Source organism: Hahella ganghwensis DSM 17046, from assembly GCF_000376785.1.
Classification (GTDB): domain Bacteria; phylum Pseudomonadota; class Gammaproteobacteria; order Pseudomonadales; family Oleiphilaceae; genus Hahella; species Hahella ganghwensis.
Genome location: NZ_AQXX01000121.1, coordinates 1 through 12,424, shown reverse-complemented (window position 1 = coordinate 12,424; position 12,424 = coordinate 1). Strand labels below are relative to the sequence as shown.

Genomic DNA, 12,424 nt, shown 5'->3' with positions numbered 1-12,424 from the left:
ATTTGCCGATTCTTGTCAATTCAATTATTAAGGTCAGGAGTTTAATCACCGATGACGACAGCAGCACCTAAAGAAACCCTGGGCTTCCAGACCGAGGTCAAACAGCTATTACACCTGATGATTCATTCGCTATACAGCAACAAGGAGATCTTCCTTCGAGAGCTGGTTTCCAACGCTTCAGACGCCTTGGACAAACTGCGGTTTCAGGGCCTTAGCGATGAGGCGCTGTATGAAGGTGACCAGGACCTGAAAATACGCCTTGAGTTTGATGCGGAAAACAACACGATCACTTTGACCGATAATGGTATCGGTATGACGCGGGATGAAGTGGTTCAGAATCTGGGTACGATTGCCAAATCCGGCACCTCTGAGTTTCTGGCCAGCTTATCTGGAGACCAGAAAAAAGATGCGAAACTGATTGGCCAGTTCGGTGTTGGTTTTTACAGTGGCTTTATTGTGGCTGATCGGGTGGAAGTCTTTACCCGTCGTGCCGGCACTGCGGCATCTGAAGGGGTGCGCTGGGAATCCCAGGGCGAAGGTGAGTTCTCCATTGAAAATGTCGAGAAGGTGGAACGTGGCACCCAGATTGTTCTGCACCTGAAGGAAGAGGAGAAAGAGTTCGCCAATAGCTGGCGTTTGCGCAGTCTGGTGAAAAAATACTCTGACCATATTTCCTTCCCGGTAGAAATGGTGAAGGAAGAAATGCCCGGCGCAGAAGACGAGGGCGAAGAGAAGAAAGAAGACAAGCCAGTCGAATTTGAAACGGTGAACGAGGCAACTGCATTGTGGACGTTGCCGAAGTCTGAGGTAAAAGACGAAGACTACAAGGAATTCTACAAGCATATTTCCCACGACTTTTCTGACCCTGTTTTGTGGGCTCATAACCGGGTGGAAGGTAAGCTGGATTACACCAGTCTGTTGTATGTTCCTGCCAAAGCGCCATATGACCTGTACAACCGTGAAGCCCCTCGGGGTCTGAAGCTTTATATCCAGCGCGTCTTTATCATGGATGATGCTGAGCAGTTCCTGCCGCTATACCTGAGGTTTATTAAAGGTGTTGTCGACAGCAATGATCTGTCCCTGAATGTATCCCGCGAAATTCTGCAGAATGACAAGGCCGTGGAAAGTATGCGCTCTGCGCTGACCAAGCGTGTTCTCGATATGCTGACCAAGCTGGCGAAAGATGATGCAGAAAAATATCAGGCATTCTGGGATGAGTTTGGACGTGTGCTGAAAGAAGGTCCGGCTGAAGATTATGCCAATCGCGAGAAGATTGCCAAACTGTTCCGGTTCTCATCAACCGTTGAGCAGGACGGCAAGCAGAACCAGTCTCTTGATGACTATATTGGCCGTATGAAAGCGAGCCAGGAAAAGATCTACTACATTACTGCGGAATCATACGAAGCTGGACTGCGTAGCCCGCACCTGGAAATTTTCCGCAAGAAAGACATCGAAGTGCTGATTATGCACGATCGTATTGATGAGTGGCTGATGAGTCACCTGAACGAATTCGATGGCAAGCACTTCCAGGATATTGCCAAAGGTGAGCTGGATCTGGGCGATGCCGAGGATAAGGAAGAGAAAGAGAAGCAGGAAAAAGCCAGCAAAGAAGCTGAGCCCCTTATCAACCGGATCAAGGACGTCCTGAAGGACGAAGTTGAAGAGGTGCGTGTGACTCACCGCCTTACTGATTCCCCGGCCTGCCTGGTGGTTGGCGACTATGATATGGGGCTGCAGATGAGGAAGATCATGGAGGCGGCAGGGCAACAGGTCCCGGAAAGTAAGCCAATCTTCGAAATCAATCCGGAGCATCCATTGGTGATCCGTCTGAAAGATGAAGACGATGCGCGCTTTGATGATCTGGCTCACGTGTTGTTTGATCAGGCGAAGCTGGCTGGTGGTAAGAATCTTAAAGATCCTGCCTCTTACGTTACCCGTTTGAATAAACTGCTGCTTGAGCTGTCTAAATAAGCCGAACCACCCAGTAGAGAAAATACCCCGCTCGTCGGGGTATTTTTTTGTCTGTGGCTTGGCTTTGATCCAATAGGCGTGTTCGTTCGCCCGTATTTTATTGAAGCTTGATATTTATCCTTCTGCATTGTCTGGAATCAGAATTTGCAGATCCCCATTGGCCAGTGCAGCATTCATCGACTCCCAAAAAGCCTTGTTCTCATCTTTTGGCAAGTTTTCCACAATGCTGGCGGCCTGGTTCCAGGATTCCAGCGTTAAATAACCTTTGGCTGCCAGTTGTTTGAATACAGTGTTCTCCTGAGAAGAAGAGTTTGGCTGATCTACGGACGGAGCGCCTGGTGCAGGTTTGGTGAGATTGGCGGATATTGTTGGGCTGACCCTTTGGGTGTATTGACGTTCGGTTTGCAATGCTGTCAGCAAGTGATCCAGTTGCTGATAAATGTCGTCAATCTCGTTCTGAAGTTGGTGAATCTGATCATTGTCCTGGACTTCCGCAGGAGTGGTGAGCTGGGTGGTCTCCTGCCGCATCTGCTGGATATCTGGCTGGTTTGATAAAGTGAGCGCCAACGCTGCTGTAACGCAGATGATATTAAGACCAGTCAGTAGCAGATTGTGTCTGGATGAATGTTTGGCTGGCATGGTGAGATCCTCTATGTGTAGGCAGTAAGCGGTCATCGATAGAAAACCGCTCTGCAGGGCTGCACAGGTAGGGAGAGGATGGCCCTGCAGAGCCAAATTTGTCAGTAGGTGATGGTAATAGAGGTGTGGTTGCCGGCGAACGTGGCATCCTCATAGGCAGTAAAGCCGGATGATGTTGCGCTGACACCGCCAACCTCTGTGCCGGTTCCAAAATAGTGGCTGCCCTGAACAGTGAAGTTATAATCACCCCAGGCCCAGATAATGGTCATTTCCATGGAGGATTTGTTGACCGAAGCGGGAATGCCGAAGCTGACTCTCTTTTTGCGGGTGTAGTACCCGACTTTCGTGTTGCCGATATAGACTTCACCACCGTCGAATTGCCAGCGACCTTCGGCGTCATTGACGTTGGTTAGCGTGCTTTTCTTTACCAAGTCATAAGTGACAGTCGCAGCCTGAGTGGGTAGGGCTACTGCGCTGCTTAACAATGCGACAAATCCTGATGCCAGAAGTAATTTTTTTTGAAAGGTTGCCATGACTATTTCTCCTGTCTGATATTGTTTTCTTCCTCCGCTTGCCATAAGCGGATAGGCACAGGATAGGGAAGGTCAGGAGATGGTCCGATGAACTATTACCCAGTCGTTTTGTGAATTATTCACGTTGTTGGGTCACGTTTCCGCTTTAGGGGGTTGGCTCTTTAATCAATATCGAGCGAGACAGATTGTAACGTTGATGGCTCGATTAAACGTGTTGCAGATTAGAGCGGGAGAATAAGATGAAGCAGGATATTGTGCACTTGGCCTTGGTCGTCAAAGACTACGACGAGGCATTACAGTTTTACGTGGAAAAACTGGGTTTTGAGGTGGTGGAGGATATCTACCAGGCTGAGCAGGGTAAGCGTTGGGTGGTTATTTCTCCGCCGGGCTCGACAGGCTGCTGGCAAGGGCTTCCAGTGATACTCAGTTGAATTATGTCGGGAATCAGACTGGAGGTAGAGTGTCCTTCTTTCTGAATACGGATGATTTCTGGCGTGATTACCAACGGATGGTAGAGAAGGGCGTGAACTTTGTTCGCCCTCCGTCAGAACTGGGTTATGGAACGGTGGCGGTGTTTGAGGATCTTTATGGTAATCTGTGGGATCTTCTGGAGCTGGTACCGGATCATCCCATCAGTAAACGCTTGTCCGGAAAAGAGGTCTCGGCCAAGTTGGCTGATGAGTGATGGCTGGTGTATGGGTGCCAGCCATCGAAGAAAACAGAATGCGATAGAGTAGCGGATAGCTGTATGGAAAATTATCTGATCTTTGTGATGATTGCGACGCTGACGGTGTTAAGTCCGGGGCCGGGTGTATTGCTTACCCTGACGAATGCGCTTCGTTATGGCGTTGGCGGCGCTTTTGGCGGGATTCTGGGTATTGCTTTTGGTACCTTCGTGGTGGCAGGTGTCTCGGCAACCAGTCTTGGAATGATTCTGGCGGCGTCGTCCGTGGCCTTCACTGTTATGAAGTTTCTCGGGGCGGCCTATCTGATCTATTTGGGGGTTAAGCTATGGCGTGCGCCAGTGATCGGTATGCAGCAGGCGGATGTGCATCGCGCAGCCAAGCCAGGAAAATTCAGAACCCGCTTTCTGGAGGGGTTGACTCTGCAGCTGACAAATCCCAAAGCCGTATTTTTCTTTATGTCGATATTTCCCCAGTTTATAGATTATTCATCCGGTGAAACTTCAGGCTATTTGTCTGGATATGTCAGTCAATTTGTGTTGCTGGTGCTGACCTATAGTCTCCTTGTTGTGGTGCTTCACTTGCTATATGCCCATCTGGCGAAGTCTGCCAGGGCCTGGTTTTCATCGGATAAAGGGGGGCGAATTGTCAATCGGGTCGGCGGGGCAACCTTCTTGTTTTTCGGAGTCGGGTTGGCATCAGCGACAAAATAGCCTGCAAAGGTGGGTTTGCTGGGATTTATGGGTAAGCAGCGCTAATCTATAAGTATCAGTCAAGTCACTTTAAAGGGAGATTTGCATGCTCGCAGGTAAGCGCCCCAAGAATATTGGTGCCAGGAACGGGAAATTGTCTCCTTGCTCCGGCAAGCCTAATTGCGTATGCAGTCAGGACGAAAGGAAACGTCATCGTATTGATCCCATGCATTTCGAAGGGTCTCCCGAGGGGGCCATGCTAAAGCTTCGGCGTATTGTGTCCAAGCTCCCCGGGATAACGCTCGTGGATGAGCGGGAAAACTATCTGTACTTTGAGTGCGCAACAAAATGGCTGGGATTCGTGGACGATCTTGAATTCCTGTGTCTTCCGGAGAAATCCAGAATTGATGTTCGCTCAGCCTCCAGGCTAGGATATTCCGATTTGGGAATGAATCGTAAACGGGTGGAAGCGATCAGGCGATTGTTCTCGGCCCGATCGTTTCAGGCCGGTTAGTGAGGTTGCTGCGTCAGCAACCCGATTAATTTGTTTTTTGCGACAGTCATTGCGACTGCAGAAGTGCTTTGGCCTTGTTCAGGGCCTTCACTGAGCCTCCGTGATCTCCTGACTTGTGAAGCTCCTCTCCTTTTTGTCTCAGTTCCATCACCTGTGCCTTGGTTTTCGCATCCAGAGTGGTTTGAGTCATGGCCTTGTCAATGTCTTTCATGATCAGGGGGCAGCTGCCAGCAAAGGCAGTAGTACTGAACATGGTGGCGATCAGTAAGCAAGCGGCGGTCACAGTTTTCATTTGAGTCTCCTGTGCATTAATAAGGTGAGCGATTTCTCTCGGTTGTCAGTCATGATGTTCTGGGGTAGTGCTCGCGGTCTGATATTTTGTCCCGCCAGCTTTCATACAAAACCTTTATACGAAAGTTCAGTCAAGGGGGATGAATAAAACAGCTCCCCCCTCTCAACCTTTTTCCTACGCCCTGGCTGGAGAATGCTGGGAGGATGTGAAACCGGTGGTTATCAGTATGGTTTGTAACAAAAAATAATAGGGAAATCACCATGATCAATAATCTGACCCTCTCTCTCGGCAGAGTGTTTGCCTTGCTCTTTGTGTTCCTGGCGTTAAGTGCCTGTAAGGAACGATCTATTCAGGATGAAGTTTTCTACTTTGTCCTGCCCGACCGGTTTCACAACGGCGATCCGGCCAACGATAACGGCGCTATTCCCGGTATCAGGGATGACAACGGCTATGATCCGGAAAGTGAGGCCTATTATCACGGTGGTGATATCGCCGGACTCCAACAGAAACTTCCTTATCTGAAAGAGATGGGGGTGACTGCGATCTGGATGACGCCGGTATTCAAGAACGATGCAGCCATTTCCAATAGTGCCGGATATCACGGATATTGGACATTGGATTACACTCAGGTGGACCCACACCTGGGAAGTAATGCGGAGTTGGCGGCCTTAATTGAAAAGGCTCACAAGATGGGGCTGAAGGTTTTCTTTGATATCGTCGTAAATCATACGGCGGATGTTATCGGATATGAGGAGTGCCATAACCCCGATGGTAGTCTTCAAGATGGTTTGGATAACTGTCCTTATGTGGATGCCTCGCAATCAGCCTATACGCCTTTTGTGCCTGCGGGACGGGAGGCTGAAAAAGTACCGGCCTGGCTGAATGATCCGGCAAGATACAACAACCGCGGAGACAGCACCTTTTCCGGAGAGTCCAGTGTTCTCGGGGATTTTTACGGTCTGGATGATCTAAATACTGCCGACCCTCAGGTAGTGGAGGGGATGATTGAAGTCTTCAAATTCTGGATTTCAGAATTCAAGATTGATGGTTTCAGGCTGGATACGGTCAAGCATGTGGATATGGGTTTCTGGCAGGCGTGGACGCCTGCGATTATGGCTCACGCAGAAGCAGAAGGCGTTCGCAATTTCTTTATCTTTGGGGAGGTGTTTGACGGTAATCCACGGGTGATCAGCCGCTACACGACGGAAGGTGGCATTCCATCTGCCCTTGATTTCGGGTTGTATTATGCTTCACGAGATGTTTTTGCCCATAACAGTGGTCCTTCTCGGCTGGCTGGAATTCTGGCTGAGGACGACTGGTATACTGATGGCGACAGCGATGCCTCTTCTCTGATGAATTTCGTTAGCAATCATGATGTAGGGCGTCTGGGCAGAGAGATTCGGCAGGCGAACCCTGAGGAGTCTGATGCAGAGCATCTGGCCCGGCTAAAGCTGGCCTACGCGCTGAACTACTTTGGTCGCGGAATCCCGGTAGTGTATTACGGTGATGAGCAGGGATTTGTCGGTGATGGGGGCGATACCGGCTCAAGGGAAGATATGATGCCGAGTGAAGTGGCAGCTTATAACGATAATGATCTGATCGGCACTGATGCGACAACCGCTGACGATAACTTTAATCGGCGCCACCCGATGTACCGCTCCTTGCGTGCCTACGCGAAAGTGCTTGATCAATATCCTGCTTTGCGTCAAGGGAGAATGTTTATTCGTCATGTGGACGACAGCAAGGGGCTGTTCGCTTTTTCCCGGGTGCTGGACAGTGACGCCAGAGAAGTCCTGGTAGTCATGAATACTTCCAAAGAAGCACAGACTCTGACTTTGCCTGCCTCGGCTGATCGATACAAATCGGTATATCCAAAGTCTGAAACGCTCCATGCCGATGCCGCTGACGAAATAACGGTGAGTGTTCCGGCCCTCTCTTTCAGAGCCTATCAGGCAAGGCAGAAGATCGATACGCCTGATATCTCCAGTGTGTTTCTACATCTGAGTGACTCGGCAAAGGTCAGTGGTCGTTTTGAAGTACCGGCTGGGGTTGTGTGGGAAGATGATGCACTGTTGCCACAGACTGTGGTGACCTTTGAGGTTAGTGTAAATGGCGGGGAATTTGAAAAGGTCGGTGTCGACAAAACGCCCGATTATCGTCTGATCTATGATGCGGATCAGCACGAGGAGGGCGCTCTGCTGACTTTCCGGGCAAAGGCACGTAATCCCTGGTCCTGGCAGGTAAGCTCTGAAGAAATTACCGTTGAAGTTGGCGTTGAGCCGGGTATTGAAGTGATCTTTAAGAAGCCGAGTGATTGGGGCGAGAGTGTCAATGTTTATTCCTGGAATGCCGATCCCCAGCCGGTGACCGACTGGCCGGGAGTGGCGGCGGAATCGCTCGGAAATGATTGGTTCCGTTTTCAGTTTGAAGATGGCGTACAGTTTGCCAATCTGATCTTCAATGACGGTCAGGGTCATCAGACGGAAGACTTGTTTAGGGATAAAGATGGTTGCTACATCGCTGCCAACTGGGTCGATACCTGCGATCCTGATACTGATGGCGGAAGTGATCCGGGAGCAACGGTTTATTTCCGTAAGCCGGTCAGTTGGGGGGCTCCTAATGTGTATTTCTGGAATGCGGGTGTAGAAGGTCCTGAATGGCCGGGTGTTGCGATGGAGTCATTGGGCGATGACTGGTACAAATACCAGTTTCCCGGCAGCGTACAGGCCGCCAATCTGGTATTCAACGACGGAAACCAGCAGTCCGGAGATCTGTACCGTGAGGGTGACGGCTGCTATGCACTGGCAACAGATAGCTGGACGGATACCTGTGCCATCCCCGGCTTTAAGGTCTATTTTCAAAAACCGGAGGATTGGGGCTCCGCACTGATCTATTACTGGAATACAGATGCACCGGCAGGCAGCGTTTCCTGGCCGGGGGTTGCAATGGAAGATATTGGCAGTCGTTGGTTCAGTTTCCAGTTTCCCGCCGGTGTGACAGCTGCAAATGTGATTTTCAATAACGGTGACGGTGCTCAGTCCGCTGACCTTTATCGTGAGGGGGATGGCTGTTATGACATCACAAGTGATTCATGGGCTGATGACTGTGATCATCCGCAACCGGGCATCCTGGTCAGGTTCAAGAAACCCGAAGGCTGGGGTGACGGCATTAATGTCTATTACTGGAATGCAGAGCCGGCTCCTGCTGTTGAGTGGCCTGGAGTGCCCGTCACCTCTCTGGGGGATGGTTGGTATGAGTATCAGTTTCCATCCGATGTGGGGGCTGCCAATCTGATCTTTAACGATGGGGAGGGCAACCAGACGGCAGACTTATATCGCGAAGCCGATGGCTGTTATGGTGAAAATGGTGATGTATGGTCAGATACCTGTGTGGTCCCGGATAATCGTGTTGTTTCTATTGAGGGCTTTCGTGGTCACTGGCTGAATGCCGATCAATTGGTCTGGCAATACACCGATAATCGTGCTTCCTCATTTAAATTGCTGGCATCTTCCTCAGCCTCGATGGTCGTAGAAGACAATGTCTTGACCGGCGCTGACCTGGTTTTCGAGTTGGTGCCCGGCGAAGCGCTTTCGGAGGTGTCTCAAGCGAAATTCAGACATCTGGCTGACTGGCCGGTGCTGTCTGTTACGGCAATGGACAGCGAAATACGGTCTGCGTTGCAAGGACAGCTGATCCTGGCGTCTTATGATGCCGATGGTCATTTGCTTGAGGCCACTTATGTTCAGACGCCAGGCGTGATCGATGAGCTGTTTGCCTATGAGGGGGAGCTGGGAACGGTTGTTGAAGATGGTCAGTTCAGCGTCCGCTTGTGGGCGCCGACAGCTCAGAGCGTGAAACTGAAACTCTATAATGCTGATAAAGACCTGATCGGTACGATAGCTTCATCCGCTCAGTCCAACGGTGTCTACATTTTCTCGGGCGATAGTAGCTGGCAGGATCAGTATTACCGGTTTGAAGTTCAGGTATATCATCCGCTCAGCGATCAAATTGAAACCTACGAAGTGACCGATCCATATTCCCTGAGTCTCAGTATGGATAGTCAGTACAGTCAGTTCGTGGATATTGCCAATGACCCTTCATTGAAGCCGGCAGGGTGGGACGCTCTGGTAAAACCTCTTCCTGCAGCCCGGGATATCAGCATCTATGAAGGTCATGTCCGCGACTTCAGTGCGCATGATCCCCGAGTTCCCGTGGAATATCGAGGTAAATACAAGGCCTTTTCCTATAATGGCGAAAACGGAATGCCACTATCGGCCGGAATGGCGCACCTCAAGGCGCTGAAAAACGCCGGTTTGACCCATTTCCATGTGTTGCCGGTTAATGATCTTGCCTCGATCAAGGAGAGTCCCGAGGAGCAGGTGAATCTGGATGATCCGTACAGTAGATTGTGCAATATGGTCGCTGTTCCTTCTGTTCAGGAAGGCTGTGATGAATTTGGTGAAACATCTATCCGGGATGTGTTTACGCAGTTGAAAGACGTTGATCCTGTCAATGCGCGTATCCAGGCAATCAACTATGATCTGCGGACGGAAGGGTTTCCTTCTGTGGATGGATTCAACTGGGGTTATGACCCTTACCATTTCAATGTGGCGGAAGGTAGTTATGCTACCAATCCAGAAGGTAAAGCCCGTATTCTGGAATTTCGTGAAATGGTCAAGGCACTGGATGAGATTGGTCTGAACCTGGTTGTGGATGTGGTCTTTAATCACACATACGCCTCGGGACTCTATGACAAGTCGGTGCTGGATAAGGTGGTGCCGGGATATTATCACCGTCGCAATGTAACCAGTGGTGCCGTGGAATCTTCGACCTGTTGTGACAATACCGCGGCTGAACATGAAATGATGGAGCACCTGATGGTGCAGTCTCTACAGACCTGGGCGCAGTACTATAAAGTGGATGCGTTCAGGTTTGACCTGATGGGGCATCACCCCAAAATGGTGATGCAGGATGTGCAGGAATCCCTGGCTCAACTGACATTGACCGAGCATGGGGTGGATGGCGCCAGGATCTATCTCTACGGTGAAGGTTGGGACTTTGGGGAAGTGGCGGGTAGCCAGCGCTTCGACCAGGCGACCCAGCCCAATATGGCTGGTACAGGCGTGGGTACGTTCAATGATCGTCTTCGTGATGCTGTGCGAGGTGGTAATTTCACGGATCGTGGGCGCAGTCAGGGCTTCGCGAATGGTAATGTCACTTATCCTAACGGTGTCGCGGACGGGGCAGGCAGTATTGGTGATCAGGCTGGCCGGATTCGTATCGGGCTTGCCGGAAACCTGCGAAACTATCCTTTTGAAGACAATTCCGGAGCGGTGACTACCGGCCAGAATTATTCCGGCGTCGGATATACGGCAGATCCCCAGGAAAACATTGTTTATATCGATAAGCATGATAATGAAACGCTCTGGGATAATACTCAGGCGAAACTGCCGGATAATCTGGGGATGGATGACCGGGTTCGGGTGCAGGTGCTCAGTCAGGCGTTCGTTAATTTTGCTCAGGGCATTCCCTTCCATCAGATGGGGTCCGATCTGTTGCGTTCTAAATCCATGGGGCGGGACAGTTTTGATGCTGGGGACTGGTTCAATAAAGTCGACTTTACCCTACAGCACAACAACTGGGCGGTAGGATTGCCGTCAGAGGACAAAAACGGGCCGCGCTGGCCGGTGATGTCTCAGATTATGAGCAATCCGAATATCGCACCACAGCCTGAGCACATTGAGCGGTCATCAAAATTGTTCCGGGAGCAACTTGCTATTCGTTATTCTACGCCATTACTGCGATTGGATAATGCTGATGACGTTAATCGTCGAGTCAGTTTCCTGAATTCCGGTGTGAATCAAGTTCCCGGCCTGATAGCGATGGCGATCAGTGATGGTGCTTGTAGTGGAGAGGAACTGGATGATCAGCTGGATGGGGTGTTGGTTCTGTTCAATGCCGATGATGAGATGCTGACATTCGGCTCTGATGTGTTGAGTGGTCAGTCTTTTGAGTTGCATGAAACGCAGCAATCCAGTGTCGGCACTGTTGTGCAGGCGGCGTCTTATGACGCTGGTGGCAATACATTCTCCATTCCGGCGCGCACTGCGGCGGTGTTTGTTGTGAGGCAGGCTGGAGGACAGGGTGAGTTTCCCTGTAACCCGCACTACGGTTCGGTGACCGAGCCAGGGTTTACGGTCTATTTCAATAACACTGAAGGATGGGAAAGCGTCAGTGCCTATTACTGGGATACTACGCCTGCTACACCGTCGATAGAGTGGCCGGGTGTCGCAATGTCTGATCTTGGTGATGGTTGGTATAGCTATACTTTTCCGAATGGCGTGACTGCTGCGAATCTGATCTTTAACAACCAAGGAGGTGGCGCGCAAAGTTCTGACCTTTATCGAGAGGGAGATGGTTGTTATACATCTGTGGAGGGCTGGGCTGACGAGTGTGTCCTGCCAGGTTTGAAGTTCTGGTTCGAGAAGCCGGACGCATGGGGTGAGTCCCCTAACTTTTACTATTGGGGGGCTTCGGTTGAAGGGCCCGGCTGGCCAGGGACTCCGATGGAGAATTTGGGGAATGGCTGGTACTTTTTTCAAATGCCTGAAGGTGTGCGTTCCAGCAATTTGATATTTAATGATGCCGGCCCGTCAGGAACAGGAGCGCAGACACCGGATTTATTCAGAAGCCGGAATGGTTGTTATCTGATTGACGGTGGCTGGAGTGATTCCTGCGATGTTCAGTAGGTGCTGGACTGGCACCTTACGGTGAGCGATGTGTCAATATTCAGATAGTACACTCAACAAAAAAACAGCCCGGTTATTTACTGCAATGCTGTTCACTTAAGAGGAGCAGCATTGCGATCTACTGGATATCGGGTCTTTGATATCTTAACCGTCCGAGGTGTCGTAGGCCTCGGACGCCTCTCCAAAAACAGACTACTAATTCCCGATCTTAACTCTGACAAGCGCCGACCTGTTCCAGATATCGGATTGGAAGCCGCCATCACAATTAACTGAACAGCAATATAATCACACACTGGTTTGAAGCGAATGTCAGACGGGGCTCGATCAAAGCTTACCGCCGCAATCGATGCT

At 50.5% G+C, this 12,424-nt stretch carries 7 protein-coding genes and 2 pseudogenes; 5 read left to right on the top strand and 4 right to left on the bottom strand.

The features are described from left to right. Positions 1-51: 51 nt before the first annotated feature. Positions 52-1,971, top strand: a complete 1,920-nt coding sequence (htpG, locus tag F566_RS0116115; RefSeq protein ID WP_020408044.1) for a molecular chaperone HtpG — start codon at positions 52-54, stop codon at positions 1,969-1,971. Positions 1,972-2,085: 114 nt separating this feature from the next. On the opposite strand, the gene F566_RS0116110 is transcribed toward htpG, so the two are convergent. Together F566_RS0116110 and F566_RS0116105 are read right to left on the bottom strand one after the other, a co-directional pair. Beyond that, the gene (locus F566_RS0116110; RefSeq protein WP_020408043.1) at positions 2,086-2,610 is read right to left on the bottom strand and encodes a hypothetical protein; all 525 of its coding nucleotides are present in this window, start codon (positions 2,608-2,610) and stop codon (positions 2,086-2,088) included. 101 nt (positions 2,611-2,711) lie between these two features. Continuing rightward, entirely contained in the window at positions 2,712-3,143 is a 432-nt protein-coding gene (locus tag F566_RS0116105) for a hypothetical protein (RefSeq protein ID WP_020408042.1), read from the bottom strand. Between the two features lie 239 nt (positions 3,144-3,382). Here F566_RS0116105 and F566_RS38065 point away from each other — a divergent pair. From F566_RS38065 to F566_RS34910, 3 genes and pseudogenes are all read left to right on the top strand, one after another. Continuing rightward, positions 3,383-3,828 (top strand): annotated as a pseudogene (locus tag F566_RS38065) (VOC family protein). A 63-nt stretch (positions 3,829-3,891) separates the two neighbouring features. Beyond that, on the top strand, positions 3,892-4,539 hold the full coding sequence (locus F566_RS0116095) for a LysE family translocator (RefSeq protein WP_020408039.1): 648 nt from the start codon (positions 3,892-3,894) through the stop codon (positions 4,537-4,539). Positions 4,540-4,624: 85 nt separating this feature from the next. Further along, entirely contained in the window at positions 4,625-5,032 is a 408-nt protein-coding gene (locus F566_RS34910) for a DUF1499 domain-containing protein (protein WP_020408038.1), read from the top strand. Positions 5,033-5,078: 46 nt separating this feature from the next. Here the strand turns inward: F566_RS34910 and F566_RS0116085 are convergent, their stop codons facing one another. Then, on the bottom strand, positions 5,079-5,324 hold the full coding sequence (locus F566_RS0116085; protein WP_020408037.1) for a hypothetical protein: 246 nt from the start codon (positions 5,322-5,324) through the stop codon (positions 5,079-5,081). Positions 5,325-5,584: 260 nt separating this feature from the next. Between F566_RS0116085 and pulA the strand changes: the two genes are divergently transcribed. Beyond that, positions 5,585-12,073 (top strand): pullulanase-type alpha-1,6-glucosidase, encoded by a 6,489-nt coding sequence (gene pulA / locus F566_RS35530; RefSeq protein ID WP_020408035.1) that lies wholly within the window; start codon positions 5,585-5,587, stop codon positions 12,071-12,073. Positions 12,074-12,165: 92 nt separating this feature from the next. Here pulA and F566_RS36350 read toward each other — a convergent pair. Continuing rightward, positions 12,166-12,424, bottom strand: a pseudogene (locus tag F566_RS36350) (IS4 family transposase); the annotation flags it as partial.